We start from the raw sequence: 16,116 nt of genomic DNA on the forward strand, positions 1-16,116 counted from the left end.
GGAGGCTTTCACTCGGGAAAGTCAGGCAGGCTCGCAAAAGCAGCCTTCAGTGCATTCGACCAGCCGTCCGAGATCGTCCGATAATATTGGTCGTCCTGGGCGATCCGCTTCTTCAGGCTGACCTTGAAGGCGTCCTTTTCGTAGAACAGCAGGTCGAGCGGCAGACCGACCGACAGGTTCGATTTCAGCGTCGAGTCGAACGACACCAGCAGCAGTTTCACCGTCTCGGCGAAACTCATCGCCTTCTCATAGGCGCGGATGATGATCGGCTTGCCGTATTTGGTCTCGCCGATCTGGAAGAACGGCGTGTCTTCGGTCGATTCGATGAAATTGCCTTCCGGATAGATCATGAACAGCCGCGGCGCGCTGCCCTTGATCTGGCCGCCGAGGATGAAGGAGGCATTGAAGTAGGAATCGGCCTTTTCGCCCGCCGGCGACGAACTGGCGATGACTTCCTTGACGGTGTCGCCGACCAGCCGCACCGTCTGGTACATCGACGGCGTTTCAAGCAGCGTGGCGTGGCGATCGGCCACCGCCTTCGTGCGTTCGTCGAGCAGGCTGACGACAGCTTGCGTCGTCGCCAGATTGCCGGCCGACATCAGCACGATGACGCGCTCGCCCGGCTGCTCCCAGACATGCATCTTCTTGAAGGTAGAGATCGAATCCATGCCGGCATTGGTGCGCGTGTCCGACATGAACACGAGCCCGCGATCGATCTTCAAGCCGACGCAATAGGTCATCGAATCCCTTTGGCAGCAAATCTTGCCGGGGATTACTGCTCCACGGTGACGGTCACCGCAAGCTGTTCTTCCGCTTGTCCCAGTCGAATTCCTGATACGGGCGTGGCATCGCGGTAATCACGGCCGGTTGCCACCTTCACATAGCGTTCGTCGGGCGAAATGCCGTTGGCGACGTCGAACGCGACCCAGCCAAGGCCCGCAACATGCGCTTCGGCCCAGGCATGGCTCGCCGCCTGCTCGACCGCCGCATCCATCATCAAATAGCCGCTGACGTAGCGGGCCGGAAACCCCATGGCCCGCGCGGCGGCGGCAAAGATGTGGCTGTGGTCCTGGCAGACGCCGGTCTTGAGCGCCAGCGCGTCCTCGGCCGGGGTCGCCGGGTTGGTGGTGCCCATCGTATAGGCCACGCGCTCGCCGATCACCGCCATCAGCCGGTGCAACCTTTCGATATCGGCCCCCTCGCCGACCGACGCCGCGAGTTCGCGAATACCGCCGCCGATCGTGGTCAACGGCGTTTCCTGGCCAAACAACCACAGCGGCGCGAAACCCTGACGCGGCCCGCTGACGCCTGATGTGTCGCGTGTCACCACCTCGCCCGATGCCTCGACGGTGATGAAATCGCGCTCGCCTTCGACGCTCAAAAGCCGCGTGTCGTTGCCGAAATGGTCGGTGAAGCGCACCTCTTCGCGCGCCCCTTCGATCTTCAGCGCCCAGGACAAGACGGTCTGTGTCGGACCGCTGACTGGAAGCAGCCGCAGCCGCTGCAACAGATAGTGCACCGGCGCATCGTAGCGGTACTCGGTCCGGTGAGTGATCTTCAGCCGCATTGCTCTCGTCCCCTGAGCATGATCTTTTCCGGAAACCGGCTTCCACTTTCCGGGATCATGCTCGTCCCCTGAGCATGATTTTTTCCGGAAACCGGCTTCCACTTTCCGGGATCATGCTCAATAAAACCTGTAGTCCTGCGCGATCTCGTCGCCGAGCCTGATGTTGTCGAGGATGAAATTGGCCAGGAATTCATGCAGGCCGGCATCGAATATGTCCTTGATCGAGCCGGCGGCCAGCATCGCCTGGGTCTTGCCGGCTGTCACATGACAGGCATGGCGCTCACCATAATCGTCGCCCAGGAATCTGAGATGCTCCGTCAGGAAACGGTAGCAGAAGGTCAGCGAACGCGGCATGCGAACGTTGAGGATCAGATAGTCGGCAATGTTGGTCGGCTTGTAGTCGGCCTCGTAGACCCAGCGATAAGAGCGATGCGCCGAGACCGAGCGCAGGATCGATTCCCACTGGTAATTATCGAGCGTGGAGCCGACCCACGAGATCGACGGCAACAGCACGTAGTATTTCACGTCCAGGATGCGCGCCGTGTTGTCGGCGCGTTCGACATAAGTGCCGAGCTGCGAGAAATCGAAGATCTCGTTGCGCAGCATGGTGCCGTAGAACGAGCCGCGGATCAGTGCCGTTTCGCGCTTGATCGCGTCGAGCACGCTGGGCAGGTCGCGTTCGTCGATCGGCTTGGCTAGCATGCGCTTCAGCGACATCCAGGCTTCGTTGATGCTTTCCCAGGTCTCGCGCGTCAATGCGGTGCGCACCATGCGGGCATTGTTACGGGCCGTTTCGATCGACGTCATCGTGCTCGACGGGTTGGATGTGTCGCGCAGCAGGAAATCGGCAACGTTGGCGGCGGTATAGTCGGAATATTTCTGCGTGAAGGCGGCGTCCGAACCGGCACTGAGCAGCACCGAATTCCACTCTTCGGAGGCGTTCTGGGTGCGGGTCAGCGCCATGCGCAGCCCGGCATCGACCAGCCGCGCCATGTTTTCCGCCCGCTCGATGTAGCGGTTCATCCAGTAGAGCCCGTTGGCGGTGCGGCCGAGAAGCATTCTACGCGGTCCTTCGGACGGTGAATGGTGAATGGTGAATGGTGAATGGCCAAATTTTTCCAGGGCACGACGCCGCGTGCTTTATTTCAGGGCATTTCACCAACATCAACGACATGTCATCCTTACCTATTCACTATTCACTATTCACTATTCACTATTCACTATTCACTATTCACTCTCTAATCATCCAGCACCCACGTATCCTTCGTCCCGCCGCCCTGGGACGAATTGACCACCAGCGAGCCTTCTTTCAGCGCCACACGCGTCAGCCCGCCCGGCACGATCTGGATGCGATCAGATACCAGCACGTAGGGCCTGAGATCGACATGGCGCGGCGCCAGTCCCTTGTCGGTCAGGATCGGACAGGTCGACAGCGCCAGCGTCGGCTGGGCGATGTAGTTCGACGGTCTTGCCGCGAGTTTCCTGGAAAAATCCTCGCATTCCTTCTTGGTCGCGGCCGGCCCGACCAGCATGCCGTAGCCGCCTGAGCCATGCACCTCCTTCACCACCAGCTCGTCTATATGTTCGAGCACGTATTTCAGGCTGTCCGGCTCCGAGCAGCGCCAGGTCGGGATGTTGCCGAGGATTGCTTTGCGGCCGGTGTAGAATTCAACGATCTCGGGCATGTAGGAATAGATCGCCTTGTCGTCGGCGATGCCGGTTCCCGGCGCATTGGCGATGGTGATGTTGCCGGCACGGTAGACATCCATGATGCCCGGCACACCCAGTGCCGAGTCGGGGCGGAAGGTCAGCGGATCGAGGAAAGAATCGTCCACCCTTCGATAAAGAACGTCGATCTGCTTGTAGCCTTCGGTCGTGCGCATCGCGACGTGGCCATCGATGACGCGCAGATCCTGCCCCTCGACAAGCTGCACACCCATCTGGTCGGCAAGGAAGGCATGTTCGAAATAGGCGGAGTTGAAGCTGCCCGGAGTCAGCACGGCAATGGTCGGCGCGCCCTTGGTACCTTGCGGCCGCACTGCCGCCAGCGACTGGCGCAAGAGCTGCGGATAGTTTTCCACCGGCCGCACCTTGATCTGCTGGAACAGTTCGGGAAAGAGCTGCATCATCGTCTCGCGGTTCTCCAGCATGTAGGAGACGCCGGACGGCGTGCGCGCATTGTCCTCCAGCACGTAGAACTCGTTCTCGCTGATGCGAACGATATCGACGCCGATGATATGGGTGTAGACGCCGGCTGGCGGCCGCACTCCGATCATCTCCGGCAGGAATGCCTCGTTCTTGGCGATCAATTCCTTGGGGACGCGCCCGGCGCGCAAAATCTCCTGGCGGTGGTAGATATCGTCGAGAAAGGCGTTCAGCGCCTGGACGCGCTGCTCGATGCCTTGCGTCAGCCGTCGCCATTCATTGCCGGAAATGATGCGCGGAACGATGTCGAAGGGAATAAGGCGCTCGGAGGCTTCCTGCTCGCCATAGACGGCAAAGGTGATGCCGGTCTTGCGAAAGACGCGTTCGGCGTCCTGCATCTTTTCGGTAAGCCTGGCCGGATCCTGCTCCTTCAGCCAGCGATCGTAAGCCGAATACGGTTTTCTCAATCCGGAGATTTCCGGAAGCATTTCGTCGAACGCTGCCAATCGCTTACTCCCTGTGAGGCCATTTCACTGGCGTCACCGGAGAAAATCAAGCGCAATCGGTGATTTGGAGGATGTTGGCGATCAGTATGTCGCGACCTGCCTAAAATTAGGGCAGCGCCGATATGGCTGGGTCAGGCTTTGCCTTGTGCCCGGGCAGGTGGCAGGCGTCGCTCAGAACGCGCGGAAGGTGACCACCGTAAACGTGTCCTTGATGCCGGGAAGACTCTGCACCTTCTCGTTGACGAAGTGGCCGATGTCTTCGTCGTCGTCGACATAGAATTTGGCGAGCAGATCGTAGTCGCCGGCTGTCGAGTAGATTTCCGAGGCGATCTCGGCATCGGCCAACGCGCCGGCAACGTCATAGGACTTGCCCAGATCGCACTTTATCTGCACGAAAAATGCCTTCATTGCCCGGTCCTGCTCAGCTTGCACGGCATAAGCGGCCCTTGTGGCAGACTGCCGCCCGGCTTTCAAGCATCAGGACGGCGCTCAGGCAAAACACTGGCTGCAACCTGCGCGCGGTACTTCGCTGAGCACCAGAGCACCATCACATCGCTGGGATATCGCCCCGCGCCCAGCCCTCGCAAATTTCCGCCGCCCGCGCCTCGAAGGCGCCGGCGTCGATGGCGGCACGAATGTCCTGCATCAGCCTCTGGTAGTAGGAAAGATTGTTCCAGGTCAGAAGCATCGCCCCCAGCGCCTCTTGCGAGCGGACCAGATGATGCAGATAGGCGCGTGAATAATCTCTGGCGGCCGGGCAGTCGCTTTGCTCGTCCAGCGGACGCGGATCGTCGGCATGGCGGGCGTTGCGCAGATTGACCTTGCCGCGCCGAGTGTAGGCGAGGCCATGGCGGCCGGCGCGCGTCGGCATCACGCAATCGAACATGTCGATGCCGCGCGCCACCGATTTCAATATGTCGTCGGGCGTGCCGACACCCATCAGATAACGCGGCCTGTCAGCGGGCAGTTCCGGGCAGGTGATGTCGAGCATTTCGAGCATCACCGCTTGCGGCTCGCCGACCGCCAGCCCGCCGATCGCATAGCCCTTGAGGTCCATCGCTTTCAGCGCCTGCGCCGAGCGCAGCCGCAGGGCCGGTATGTCGCCGCCCTGGACGATGCCAAACATTGCCTTCCCGGACTGGTCGCCGAACGCCGTCCTGCAACGCTCGGCCCAGCGCAGCGACAGCTCCATGGCCCGCTCGATCTCCTTCTCCATGGCCGGCAGCGCGGTGCATTCGTCGAGCTGCATCTGGATGTCGGAATCGAGCAGCCTTTGGATCTCGATCGAGCGCTCGGGCGACATCTCATGGGCGGCGCCGTCGATATGCGAGCGGAAGGTAACGCCCTTTTCGTTCAGTTTCCTCAGCTTCGACAGCGACATCACCTGGAAGCCGCCGCTGTCGGTCAGGATTGGGTGCGGCCAGCGGGCGAATTCATGCAGGCCGCCAAGCCGCGCCACACGTTCGGCGCCGGGCCGCAGCATCAGATGATAGGTGTTGCCCAGGATGATATCCGAGCCGACGCCGCGCACCTGATCCATATACATGGTCTTGACCGTGCCGCCGGTGCCGACCGGCATGAAGGCCGGCGTGCGGATTTCTCCGCGCGGCATGGTGATGGAGCCGCGCCGCGCTTTGCCGTCGGTCGCCAGCACCTCGAAGGTGAACGCCTTAGTCATTGAATTCTTGTCGTATACCGGGCGCGCGTCCATCGTTCTCCTCTTTGAACAGAAGGCTTGCATCTCCGTAGGAGTAGAACCTGTAGCGGGTCTCGATGGCATGCGCATAGGCCGCACGCATTGTTTTCAGACCGCAAAACGCCGAAACCAGCATGAACAGCGTTGAGCGCGGTAGATGGAAATTGGTCATCAGCATGTCGGCGGCCTTGAAACGATAGCCGGGCGTGATGAAGATGTCGGTCGGACCCGACCATCCAGCCAATGTGCCGTCCTCCCGCGTGGCGCTCTCCAGCAGGCGCAGCGACGTCGTACCGACGGCGATGATGCGCCCACCGCGCGCCTTCGCCGCGTTGAGCGCCGCGGCGGTTTCCGGGCTGACAGAACCGATCTCGGCATGCATCTTGTGGTCGGCGGTGTCGTCGACTTTCACCGGCAGGAACGTGCCGGCGCCGACATGCATGGTGACGAAGCGCCGCTCGACGCCCTTGGCATCGAGAGCGGCGAAAAGCTCGGGCGTGAAATGCAGGCCGGCAGTGGGTGCCGCCACAGCCCCCTCCTCCCTAGCATAGATGGTCTGGTAGTCCTTGCGGTCGCGTTCGTCGTCGTCGCGCTTCGAAGCGATGTAAGGCGGCAGCGGAATGTGGCCGACGGCGTGCAGCGCCTCATCGAGAAACGGACCAGAGAGGTCAAAACCGAGCAAAGCCTCGCCGGCCTCGCCCTTCGCGATCACCGTGGTATCAAGCTGGCCGAGAAAGCAGGAATTGGCGTCATGGCCAAAATGGATGCGGTCGCCGACGGCGATGCGCTTGCCCGGCCGCATGAAAGCCAGCCAGCGGTCGGGAGCCACCCGCATGTGCAGCGTGGCTTCGACCTGCGCCGCTGCTTCGCCGCGCCGCCTGATGCCTTTCAGCTGCGCCGGGATGACCTTGGTATCGTTGAAGACCAGCACGTCACCGGTCTCGAGCAGGGACGGCAGCTCGCGCACCGTCCGGTCCTCAAGTCCCTCACCCGGTCTGACAACCAGCATTTTGGCGCTGTCGCGCGGTTCCGCCGGTCGAAGCGCGATGCGCTCCTCCGGCAGATCAAAGTCGAATAGATCGACGCGCAAGAAAACCCCGCCTCAAAATTCCGGGCAGGTCACCGCCCAGGCGCCAACACCGTCGATGCTCAGCGTGCCGCCCATTGCGAAATTGGACTGTTCGCTGGCCTTGACCAGTCGCAATTTGGCTACGATCGAGCTGATGCCCTCATCGGTGAGATCGATCGCCATCTGCTGGTCGTCCTCGAATGCCTGTCCGACGATGACTTTCGTCGAACCCGGCTGACCGTCGGTGGTCCAGTTCCTGCCGCCGGCATCAAGCCATACGCGCGCAACCGCGATGACGGCAGTGTGCCCCATCAGGACGTCGATCGATGCCGCGTTGCCCTCAGCGCTGCAAACAATCGATTCTGTCGCCAGCGCCGGAGTAGCCGCCGCGACAAGCATCAGAGTGATCGCCGCGACAGCTCGGTAGGTCATTTTACGTCGGCCGCCACCTTCAGCGACACGATCTTGTCAGGATCCGGCACCGGCTCGCCGCGCTTGATCTTGTCGACATTGTCCATGCCTTCGATGACCTGGCCCCAGACCGTGTATTGGCGGTTGAGGAAGGCGGCATCTTCGAAGCAGATGAAGAACTGCGAGTTGGCCGAGTTCGGGTTCTGCGAGCGCGCCATCGAGCAGGTGCCGCGGCCGTGATTGGCATTGGAGAACTCCGCCTTCAGGTCGGGCTTGTCGGAGCCGCCCGTGCCGGCGCGCGACGGTGCGAAAGAGGGCTTGCTGGAATTGCCGAATTTCACGTCGCCGGTCTGCGCCATGAAGCCGTCGATGACGCGGTGGAACACCACGCCGTCATAAGCGCCTTCGCGCGCCAGTTCCTTGATACGGCCGACATGGCCGGGTGCCAGATCGGGAAACAGTTCGATGACGACCTTGCCCTTGGTCGTTTCCATGATGAGCGCGTTCTCGCGGTCCTTGATCTCGGCCATGTCAGAATATCCTTTGAAACAAATGGGTTTACTTGCGGTCGGCGGCGATGCGCACCTTGATCATGCGATCGGGATCGGTGACGACCCCGTTCTGCGCCGCGTCGCCTTTCTTGATCTTGTCCACCAACTCCATGCCGTTCTCGACATTGCCGACGATGGTGTACTGGCCATCGAGCGGCGGCGCCGGCGCGAACATGATGAAGAACTGCGAATTGGCGGAATCCGGGTCCTGCGAGCGGGCCATCCCGACCACGCCGCGCTGATAGCGCTCGGTCTGAGAGAATTCGGCCGGCAGGTCGGGAAGATCGGAACCGCCGGTGCCGACAGCATCGGCGCTGAAGCCGTTCTTCATGTTGCCGAACTTCACGTCGCCGGTCTGCGCCATGAAGCCGTCGATGACACGGTGGAAAGCGACGTTGTCATAAGCGCCTTGGCGCACCAGCTTCTTGATCTGCTCGACATGCTTCGGCGCGAGATCGGGCCTGAGCGCGACGGTCACGTCGCCGTCCTTCAGCGTGATGACCATGGTGTTTTCCGGATCGGCGGCGAACGCCGAAACGGATGCGGTCACAAGACCGAAAAGAACGACAAAGCAGATGGCGAGCCTTTTGAGCTGCATGGATCTTTCTCCGAAAACCTTTGTTTCACGCATGTCGTTGCCCCAAAACCGGGTTCCACGTTGGGCGACATGCATTATTTCGCAAACTTGGCGGTGAGTGCGCCAGCCACAGCCGCCGGCACGAAGGCGCGGACGTCGCCGCCCATCGAGGCTATCTGACGGACAAGTGTGGCGGTAATGGTTCGCACCGAAGGGCTGGCGGGCAGAAAAACCGTCTGCAGTTCAGGCGCCATGGTCTCGTTCATACCGGCCATCTGCATCTCGTAGTCGAGATCGGTGCCGTCGCGCAGACCGCGGATCATGATCGAGGCGCCCTGCTTCCTGGCAGCGTCGATGACCAGCCCGTCGAAAGCCACGATTTTGATGCGCGCGCCGTCGCGGCCGAATTCGGCCTTCGTCGCAGCTTCGATGAGGCCGACCCGCTCCTCGAAAGAAAACAGCGGCTTCTTGCCGGGATGAATGCCGATCGCCGCATAGACGGTGTCCGCCACGGCCAGCGACGCCTTCAGCACGTCGAGATGGCCGTTGGTCGGCGGGTCGAAGGAGCCGGCATAAAGGGCGATGCGTTCGGTCATGGCAGGTGCTTCTAGCGAGCCTCTCTCGCAAAGGCAAATCCGATCGGCGAGCCGCCAATCCATGTCGCCGCAAAAGCCTGCCCTGGGCCTGAGTCAGGGCCCGACCCGAGGTGCACAGCCGTTTGGAACAACGGCATGCACCCAAAACAGGACTTCAAAGCGCATCGCCTGAGCCACGGTAATCGCGATGCGCTTTGAGTGAACCTTTTGGCCGAGATGAACGACCAATGAATGGGCCGATCACGAAGGCTTCACGCAGCGTTCATTAGATTGCAGCTTCAGAAGATGAAACCAAAACCCCATTTGATCGTTGCTAGGTGCAGGAGAACACGCACATGCTGATCTACATGCTCGCCACCGCAATGACCGTCGCCATGCTCATCGCCACCGTATTCGGGCTGCATCAGGAAGCAGAGCGCGTCCGCGCCAAGTCCAATGCCAAGCGGTTCGGAGGCTTCGGTATCCGCAAGCCTTCACGCCACTTCTAGACCGGTCGCCGCCTGTTAACGGCGCCGGTCCATCGGGCCGGCATCGCCCATCAAGACCTACTCGGCGTTCAAGACCTACTCGGCGTTATTGTCCGGGCCAGCAGTACCGGTATCCAGAGTTGCGTCGCCCTCGACACTCTCTTCGGCTTCCTCGTCCGACTGCGGTTCCGTTATCCGCTCCACCGAAACGACCTTCTCGCCGTCAGCGGTGTTGAAGATGGTCACGCCCTTGGTGGCGCGGCTGGCGAAGCGAATTCCGTTGACCGGCACGCGGATGACGGTGCCTCCATCCGAGACGAGCATGATCTGGTCGTCATTGCCGACCGGGAAAGTCGCGACCAGACGGCCGATCTCAGCCACTTTCGACACATCGGTGGCGCGGATGCCCTTGCCGCCGCGCCCTATCTGGCGGAAATCATAGGAAGACGAGCGCTTGCCGTAGCCATATTCCGTCACCGTCAGCACGAACTGCTCGTGTGCCTTGAGGAATTCGTAGCGCTCGTCGGAAAGCTCCGTCTCCTCGCCGACCTCCTCATTGGTGAGCTGGAAGTCTTCGTCCTCGCCCGCCGCAATGCCGGCGGCGAGCCGCCGTTCGGCCGCCACCCGCTTGAGATAAGCCGCGCGTTCGGCCGGCGACGCATCGACATGTTCGATCACCGCCATCGAGATCACCCGGTCGCTGGCAGCCATGGCGATGCCGCGCACGCCGACCGAGTTGCGGCTCTGGAAAACGCGCACGTCGCTGACCGAGAAGCGTATGCACTGGCCGGAGCTTGCGGTCAGCAGCACGTCATCATTGTCGGTGCAGGTCTCGACGCCGAGTATCTCGTCGCCCTCCTCTTCCAGCTTCATGGCGATCTTGCCGTTGCGGTTAACCTGGACGAAATCCGACAGCTTGTTGCGGCGCACCGTGCCGCGCGTCGTGGCGAACATCACGTCGAGTTCGCCCCAGCTGGTCTCGTCCTCGGGCAGCGGCATGATCGTGGTGATGCGTTCGCCCTGCTCCAGCGGCAGCATGTTAATCAGCGCCTTGCCGCGCGACTGCGGGTTGCCGATCGGCAGGCGCCACACCTTTTCCTTGTAGACAATGCCGCGCGAGGAGAAAAACAGCACCGGCGTGTGCGTGTTGGCGACAAACAGCCGGGTGACGAAATCCTCTTCCTTGGTCGACATGCCGGAGCGGCCTTTGCCGCCGCGGCGCTGGGCCCGGTAGAGCGACAACGGCACACGCTTGATGTAGCCGGAATGGCTGACCGTCACGACCATGTCCTCGCGCTGGATCAGGTCCTCGTCTTCCATATCCGCCCCGCCATCGGACAGCTCGGTGCGGCGCGGCGTGCCGAACTCGTCGCGCACGGCGGCAAGCTCGTCCTTGACGATCTGCTGAATGCGGGCGCGCGACGACAGGATGTCCAGGTAATCCTTGATCTCGTCGCCGATCGTGTTCAACTCGTCGGCGATCTCGTCGCGGCCGAGCGCTGTCAGCCGCTGCAGGCGCAGTTCGAGGATGGCGCGCGCCTGTTCCTCGGACAGATTGTAGGTGCCGTCCTCGTTGATGCGGTGGCGCGGATCGTCGATCAGCAGGATCAGCGATTCGACGTCGCCCGAGGGCCAGCGCCGCTCCATCAACTGCTCGCGCGCCGTCTGCGGATCCGGCGCGCTGCGGATCAGCTTTATCACCTCGTCGATGTTGGCGACGGCAATGGCAAGGCCGACCAGCACATGGGCACGGTCGCGCGCCTTGCGCAGCAGGAATTTCGTGCGCCGGCTGATCACGTCCTCGCGGAAGGCGACGAACGCCTTCAGCATGTCGGTCAGCGTCAGCAATTCCGGCTTGCCGCCGTTCAGCGCCACCATGTTGGCGCCGAACGACGTCTGCAGCGGCGTGAAACGGTAGAGTTGGTTGAGGATGACGTCGGCGACCGCGTCGCGCTTCAGTTCGATGACGACACGGTAGCCCTGGCGATCACTCTCGTCGCGGATGTCGGAAATGCCTTCGATACGCTTGTCGCGCACCAGCTCGGCCATCTTCTCGATCATCGACGACTTGTTCACCTGGTAGGGAACCTCGGTGATGACGATCGATTCACGGTCGTTGCCGCGCGCCTCGACGTTGACGCGGCCGCGCATGACGATAGAGCCGCGGCCGGTCGAATAGGCGCTGTAGATGCCGGAACGGCCGAGCACGATGCCGCCGGTCGGGAAATCCGGCCCTGGAATGATCTCCATCAGCGCCGGCAGATCGATCGCCGGATTGTCGATGAGGGCAATGGCGCCGTTGCAGACCTCGCCCAGGTTGTGCGGCGGGATGTTGGTGGCCATGCCGACGGCGATACCGCCGGAGCCGTTGACCAACAGGTTCGGAAAGCGCGCCGGCAGGACTTTCGGCTCGCTGCCGGACGCATCATAAGTGTCCTGGAAATCGACGGTGTCCTTGTCGATGTCTTCCAGCAACTCATGCGCGACCTTGGTCAGCCTCGATTCGGTGTAACGCATCGCCGCCGGCGGATCGCCGTCGATCGAGCCGAAATTGCCCTGCCCGTCGATCAGCGGCACGCGCAGCGACCAGTCCTGCGCCATCCGCACCAAGGCGTCGTAGATCGAGGCGTCGCCATGCGGATGGTATTTACCCATCACGTCGGCCACCGGGCGCGCCGACTTCACATATTTGCGGTTCCAGTGGTAGCCGCTCTCATGGGCAGCGTAGAGGATGCGGCGATGCACCGGCTTCAACCCGTCGCGCACGTCGGGCAGCGCACGGCTGACAATCACGCTCATCGCGTAATCGAGATAGGAGCGCTGCATCTCCTCGATGATGGATATCGGCTCGATGCCGGTGGGCCCGCCGTCGGCGCCGCGCGGTGTCTTCTGGTCGGTCAAATCAGGTCACAATCAAATCGGGAATCACTCGGTGCTTATATAGGAAGCCGGGGCGAAACTCCAACGTCCGCGGCAGTTTTCCAGTGTCGGTTTTTGTGGTGATTTCAAAAGGATATCACTGATTGCGACGATATGGCCGAGGCGCTTTCGTGGCCGCCGGGGCAAAGCTCATTGGCAGGCCGATTTTTTGCTTCACAAAGCCGGAACCACGGATGCGTTCGGCAATTTATCGCCTCGCCGCCGGATCCGGTAGGCACCGGGCGCCTCCCCCATCACGCGGCGAAAACGGCGGTTGAAGGTCGACAAATCGTTGAACCCGGCTTCGAAGGCGATCGTCGAGATCGCCTCGTCCGACATGCGCAGCCGCACCGCCGCCCTGTGCAGCCGGGTTTTCAGCACGAACTGGTAGGGCGTCATGCCCGCGACATGCCGGAAGCTGCGCAGGAAATGGTAAGGACTGGTCGCCGTTTCGCTTGCAAGCTCGGCGAGCGAGACCGGGCTTTCGGCATCCTTTTCGATGCGCCGCACCGCCTCCGCGACGCGTTTCTGATCGCGGCGGCTCGGTGACCGGGCAGCGGGCGTGAGACCGGAGGCGACGGCTGCGCCGGCAATCCGCAGTCCGAGTTCCTCGAACGCCTCGATCTCGGCCATTTCGCGCGCGGCTTCCGCCTCGGCCAGCAGCCGTGCCAGCGTCGGCAAGGGCGGCAGAAGCGGCGTCTCGAAGGCCAGCTTCTTCGCGCCCGGCGTGTCGGCGACGATCTGTTCCATATAGGCCGGGCTGAAATGATAGGACATGCAGCGGTCGCCGGCGCCATGCTCGTGCCGACACTCGTAGCAAGTGCGGGGGTTGCCGAGCAGAATTGCGCCCGGCGTCAGCATCGCCGTGCCCTGGCGTGCGCGATAGCGGAAGGTGCCGTTGGTCACCACTGCGACGCAGAAGTTGCGATGCTCTTCCTCGAACGGGCGATCAGCGACGCCGGCAGTGCAGACCACGTCCGACACCCGCCAGCCTTTTCCGGACGCCAGTGTATGCACGCTCGTCGTCATGGTCGAAAGATAGCAATTTTTCCCAAGCGCAAGAAGCCTGGCGCGGCCTATTCTTCCCGGTCTCCTGACAAAGTGGGCAGAAACCATGTTCAATTCGTCTTACTTTGCCGAAGCCCTGCACGGTGACGGGCCAGCCGCAGGCCTTGCCGAAAAACTGAACCTTTACGGCCGCTTCGTCGGCGCCTGGACGTTCGATGCCACGCGCCATCTCGAAGACGGCCAGGTGCTGACCGGACGCGGCGAGGTGCATTTCGGCTGGGTGCTCGAGGGCCGCGCGATCCAGGACGTATGGATCTTGCCCGCGCGCAACACTGGCGCACAGAGGTCGCTCGGCAAATGGAGCTTTTATGGCACGACACTGCGCGTCTATGACCCGGGCATCGACGCCTGGCATATCTTCTGGAGCGATCCGCGCACCCAGTATTACAGCCGCCAGCTCGGCCGCGCCGAGGGCGACACCATCGTCCAGCAAGGCGCCGACGGCACCGGCGCCTCGGTGCGCTGGAGCTTTTCCCGCATCACCGAAAATTCGTTCCGCTGGCTAGGCGAACGCTCTCAGGACGATGGCGCGACCTGGCGGCTCGAAGTCGAGTTCCTGGCGCGGCGCGTCGCCAGCAGCTGACCTGCACGGTTTCCCCTGACGCCGCTTTGCTCTACCAATGCTGGGGTCTCGGGCACCGCCCGGCGGGGAGGGTCAGAGATGCCGAGCTTCGACAGCCTGTTCAACGCCTTCGTCACCATTCTGGTGACCATCGACCCGCCTGGCCTGGCGCCGCTCTTCCTTGCCGTGACGCGCGGGATGAACCGCGAGGAGCGCAACCAGGTTTCCGTGCGCGCCTCGATCATCGCTTTCCTGGTGATGGCGCTGTTTGCAATCGCCGGCGCATCGATCCTGTCGGTGTTCGGCATCACGCTGCCGGCGTTCCGCGTCGCCGGCGGGTTCCTGCTGTTCTTCATCGCCTTCGAAATGGTGTTCGAGCGCCGGCAGGACCGCAAGGAGAAGATTGGCGACGTCGCCATCACCAAGGACATGATCCACAACATCGCCGCCTTTCCGCTGGCGATCCCGCTGATCGCCGGTCCGGGCGCAATTTCAGCGACAGTCCTGCTGTCCGGCTCGTTTCCAGGTTTTGGCGCGCAGGCAGCCCTTGTCGGCATCATCGCGATCTGCCTTGTGATCACCTATCTGGTGTTCGTTCTGGCCGAGCGCATCGACCGGGTCCTCGGCCAAACCGGCCGCTCGATCCTGACCCGGCTGCTCGGTGTCATCCTGGCGGCGCTCGCCGTGCAGTTCGTCGCCGACGGCGTCAAGGCGCTGATGGCGGCATGAAAATGAAAGCGGCCTCGCGCTTGATTGCCGAGGCCGTCATTTTCGTTGTCCGTCTCGCGCAACGAACCGCCACTGGACGCTATCCTACTTCGCCGTCGTATCAATAACTTCGAAGTCGTGGGTGATCTCGGCGGTCTTGGCCATCATTGCCGAGGCCGAGCAGTATTTTTCGATCGACAGGTCGATCGCCCGCCGGACCTTGTCATGCGAAAGCGCGCGGCCCTTGACGATAAAATGCATATGGATGCGGGTGAACACCCGCGGCTCCTTCTCCGCCCGGTCGGCGTCGAGTTCAACCACGCAGTCTTCGACCGCCTCGCGGCCCTTTTCGAGAATGTGGACGACATCATAGGCCGAGCAGCCGCCAGTGCCGAGCAGCACCAGTTCCATCGGGCTCGGCCCCGGCGTCTTGCCGTCCGGTCCGAACGCGGTTCCCAGCACCATCTTGTGACCGCTGCCGGACTCGCCGACGAAAGTGCGCTCCTCGACCCATTTGACCCGTGCTTTCACCTGATACGTCCTTTCACCGCACACCGCTCAAAACGCACAACGTCCCGAAAATCCAAGATAGATTTTCGGGACGCCCATGCGTGGCCTCAAATAGCTGGCTGTCAACTCGCGCAGAGCCGCTCGCTCCAAGCGATCAGAACGGAATTTCGTCGTCGAGTTCGCGCGACGAACCGCCGCCACCCTTGTTGCCGCCGCCGCCGCGATTGAGACTCTCGCCCGGGCCGGACTGGCCGAAATCGGAACCGCGGCTGCTGTCGCCACCGGCATAGCTGCCGACCTGACCGCCCTCGCCCTGCCCGCGTGCGTCGAGCATCTGCAGTTCCCCACGGAATTTCTGCAGCACGATTTCGGTCGTGTAGCGGTCATTGCCGGTCTGGTCCTGCCATTTGCGCGTCTGCAACTGGCCCTCGACATAAACCTTCGCACCCTTCTTCAGATACTGCTCGGCGACCTTGGCGAGCTGCTCGTTGAAGATCACGACATTGTGCCACTCGGTCTTTTCCTTGCGCTCGCCGGAAGTCTTGTCGCGCCAGCTTTCCGACGTGGCGACGCGGATATTGACGACCGGCTCACCCGAATTCAAACGGCGGATTTCCGGGTCCGCCCCGAGATTGCCCACCAGAATGACCTTGTTGACGCTACCCGCCATGATACTTCTCCGCGCTCATCCGAAACAATTTTTTCTCGCTCTCACCTTATAGACTGCGGACATTCCCCGCCTGCCGTGGCTGGCTTTTCCCACA

At 62.1% G+C, this 16,116-nt stretch carries 18 protein-coding genes; 3 read left to right on the forward strand and 15 right to left on the reverse strand.

Annotation, left to right across the window (positions count from 1 at the left end; genetic code table 11):
• Positions 1-8 precede the first annotated feature (8 nt).
• The 11 genes from AC0L2Z_RS10220 to coaD form a co-directional block, all read right to left on the reverse strand.
• A complete protein-coding gene (locus AC0L2Z_RS10220) occupies positions 9-740 on the reverse strand; it encodes a proteasome-type protease (protein ID WP_023801179.1) in 732 nt (243 codons plus the stop codon).
• Positions 741-772: 32 nt separating this feature from the next.
• Positions 773-1,567: a transglutaminase family protein gene (locus tag AC0L2Z_RS10225; RefSeq protein ID WP_473627776.1), complete on the reverse strand. Its 795-nt coding sequence runs from the start codon at positions 1,565-1,567 to the stop codon at positions 773-775.
• Between the two features lie 117 nt (positions 1,568-1,684).
• Positions 1,685-2,626 carry an alpha-E domain-containing protein gene (locus AC0L2Z_RS10230; RefSeq protein ID WP_473627778.1) on the reverse strand — a complete coding sequence of 314 codons (942 nt, stop codon included), beginning with the start codon at positions 2,624-2,626 and terminating at the stop codon, positions 1,685-1,687.
• Between the two features lie 179 nt (positions 2,627-2,805).
• Entirely contained in the window at positions 2,806-4,218 is a 1,413-nt protein-coding gene (locus AC0L2Z_RS10235; RefSeq protein ID WP_287228633.1) for a circularly permuted type 2 ATP-grasp protein, read from the reverse strand.
• Positions 4,219-4,389: 171 nt separating this feature from the next.
• Entirely contained in the window at positions 4,390-4,626 is a 237-nt protein-coding gene (locus AC0L2Z_RS10240) for an Lrp/AsnC ligand binding domain-containing protein (RefSeq protein WP_023801175.1), read from the reverse strand.
• Between the two features lie 139 nt (positions 4,627-4,765).
• Positions 4,766-5,896 carry a tRNA guanosine(34) transglycosylase Tgt gene (gene tgt / locus AC0L2Z_RS10245; RefSeq protein ID WP_287238172.1) on the reverse strand — a complete coding sequence of 377 codons (1,131 nt, stop codon included), beginning with the start codon at positions 5,894-5,896 and terminating at the stop codon, positions 4,766-4,768.
• Positions 5,889-7,004, reverse strand: coding sequence for a tRNA preQ1(34) S-adenosylmethionine ribosyltransferase-isomerase QueA (queA, locus tag AC0L2Z_RS10250; protein WP_473627781.1), 1,116 nt, complete (start codon positions 7,002-7,004; stop codon positions 5,889-5,891). The genes tgt and queA overlap by 8 nt, the downstream gene beginning before the upstream one ends.
• 12 nt (positions 7,005-7,016) lie before the next feature.
• The gene (locus tag AC0L2Z_RS10255) at positions 7,017-7,415 is read right to left on the reverse strand and encodes a hypothetical protein (RefSeq protein WP_128168119.1); all 399 of its coding nucleotides are present in this window, start codon (positions 7,413-7,415) and stop codon (positions 7,017-7,019) included.
• The gene (locus tag AC0L2Z_RS10260; protein ID WP_473627783.1) at positions 7,412-7,924 is read right to left on the reverse strand and encodes a peptidylprolyl isomerase; all 513 of its coding nucleotides are present in this window, start codon (positions 7,922-7,924) and stop codon (positions 7,412-7,414) included. Before AC0L2Z_RS10260 ends, AC0L2Z_RS10255 begins: the two co-directional genes overlap by 4 nt.
• A 28-nt stretch (positions 7,925-7,952) precedes the next feature.
• Entirely contained in the window at positions 7,953-8,543 is a 591-nt protein-coding gene (locus AC0L2Z_RS10265; RefSeq protein WP_473627784.1) for a peptidylprolyl isomerase, read from the reverse strand.
• Positions 8,544-8,617: 74 nt separating this feature from the next.
• Positions 8,618-9,118 carry a pantetheine-phosphate adenylyltransferase gene (gene coaD, locus AC0L2Z_RS10270; RefSeq protein ID WP_023801169.1) on the reverse strand — a complete coding sequence of 167 codons (501 nt, stop codon included), beginning with the start codon at positions 9,116-9,118 and terminating at the stop codon, positions 8,618-8,620.
• Positions 9,119-9,453: 335 nt separating this feature from the next.
• On the opposite strand from coaD, the gene AC0L2Z_RS10275 reads away from it, so the two are divergent.
• Positions 9,454-9,606, forward strand: a complete 153-nt coding sequence (locus AC0L2Z_RS10275) for a hypothetical protein (protein ID WP_128168117.1) — start codon at positions 9,454-9,456, stop codon at positions 9,604-9,606.
• 75 nt (positions 9,607-9,681) lie between these two features.
• Here the strand turns inward: AC0L2Z_RS10275 and gyrA are convergent, their stop codons facing one another.
• Together gyrA and AC0L2Z_RS10285 are read right to left on the reverse strand one after the other, a co-directional pair.
• Positions 9,682-12,486: a DNA gyrase subunit A gene (gene gyrA, locus AC0L2Z_RS10280; RefSeq protein ID WP_473627786.1), complete on the reverse strand. Its 2,805-nt coding sequence runs from the start codon at positions 12,484-12,486 to the stop codon at positions 9,682-9,684.
• A 192-nt stretch (positions 12,487-12,678) separates the two neighbouring features.
• A complete protein-coding gene (locus tag AC0L2Z_RS10285) occupies positions 12,679-13,533 on the reverse strand; it encodes a helix-turn-helix transcriptional regulator (protein ID WP_473627788.1) in 855 nt (284 codons plus the stop codon).
• 85 nt (positions 13,534-13,618) lie between these two features.
• Between AC0L2Z_RS10285 and AC0L2Z_RS10290 the strand changes: the two genes are divergently transcribed.
• Positions 13,619-14,155, forward strand: a complete 537-nt coding sequence (locus AC0L2Z_RS10290; protein ID WP_473627790.1) for a hypothetical protein — start codon at positions 13,619-13,621, stop codon at positions 14,153-14,155.
• A gap of 78 nt (positions 14,156-14,233) precedes the next feature.
• The gene (locus AC0L2Z_RS10295) at positions 14,234-14,863 is read left to right on the forward strand and encodes a MarC family protein (protein ID WP_128168113.1); all 630 of its coding nucleotides are present in this window, start codon (positions 14,234-14,236) and stop codon (positions 14,861-14,863) included.
• Positions 14,864-14,947: 84 nt separating this feature from the next.
• Here the strand turns inward: AC0L2Z_RS10295 and AC0L2Z_RS10300 are convergent, their stop codons facing one another.
• The gene (locus AC0L2Z_RS10300) at positions 14,948-15,373 is read right to left on the reverse strand and encodes an OsmC family protein (RefSeq protein WP_287214922.1); all 426 of its coding nucleotides are present in this window, start codon (positions 15,371-15,373) and stop codon (positions 14,948-14,950) included.
• A gap of 133 nt (positions 15,374-15,506) precedes the next feature.
• Positions 15,507-16,022: a single-stranded DNA-binding protein gene (locus tag AC0L2Z_RS10305; protein ID WP_473627792.1), complete on the reverse strand. Its 516-nt coding sequence runs from the start codon at positions 16,020-16,022 to the stop codon at positions 15,507-15,509.
• Positions 16,023-16,116 lie beyond the last annotated feature (94 nt).

The organism is Mesorhizobium sp. WSM4850, assembly GCF_055811735.1.

Bases quoted from the DNA above. Each gene is read 5' to 3' on its own strand.
- AC0L2Z_RS10220 (WP_023801179.1), bottom strand. From the start codon at position 740: ATGACCTATTGCGTCGGCTTGAAGATCGATCGCGGGCTCGTGTTCATG.
- AC0L2Z_RS10225 (WP_473627776.1), bottom strand. From the start codon at position 1,567: ATGCGGCTGAAGATCACTCACCGGACCGAGTACCGCTACGATGCGCCG.
- AC0L2Z_RS10230 (WP_473627778.1), bottom strand. From the start codon at position 2,626: ATGCTTCTCGGCCGCACCGCCAACGGGCTCTACTGGATGAACCGCTAC.
- AC0L2Z_RS10240 (WP_023801175.1), bottom strand. From the start codon at position 4,626: ATGAAGGCATTTTTCGTGCAGATAAAGTGCGATCTGGGCAAGTCCTAT.
- tgt (WP_287238172.1), bottom strand. From the start codon at position 5,896: ATGACTAAGGCGTTCACCTTCGAGGTGCTGGCGACCGACGGCAAAGCG.
- AC0L2Z_RS10255 (WP_128168119.1), bottom strand. From the start codon at position 7,415: ATGACCTACCGAGCTGTCGCGGCGATCACTCTGATGCTTGTCGCGGCG.
- AC0L2Z_RS10260 (WP_473627783.1), bottom strand. From the start codon at position 7,924: ATGGCCGAGATCAAGGACCGCGAGAACGCGCTCATCATGGAAACGACC.
- AC0L2Z_RS10265 (WP_473627784.1), bottom strand. From the start codon at position 8,543: ATGCAGCTCAAAAGGCTCGCCATCTGCTTTGTCGTTCTTTTCGGTCTT.
- coaD (WP_023801169.1), bottom strand. From the start codon at position 9,118: ATGACCGAACGCATCGCCCTTTATGCCGGCTCCTTCGACCCGCCGACC.
- AC0L2Z_RS10275 (WP_128168117.1), top strand. From the start codon at position 9,454: ATGCTGATCTACATGCTCGCCACCGCAATGACCGTCGCCATGCTCATC.
- AC0L2Z_RS10285 (WP_473627788.1), bottom strand. From the start codon at position 13,533: ATGACGACGAGCGTGCATACACTGGCGTCCGGAAAAGGCTGGCGGGTG.
- AC0L2Z_RS10290 (WP_473627790.1), top strand. From the start codon at position 13,619: ATGTTCAATTCGTCTTACTTTGCCGAAGCCCTGCACGGTGACGGGCCA.
- AC0L2Z_RS10295 (WP_128168113.1), top strand. From the start codon at position 14,234: ATGCCGAGCTTCGACAGCCTGTTCAACGCCTTCGTCACCATTCTGGTG.
- AC0L2Z_RS10305 (WP_473627792.1), bottom strand. From the start codon at position 16,022: ATGGCGGGTAGCGTCAACAAGGTCATTCTGGTGGGCAATCTCGGGGCG.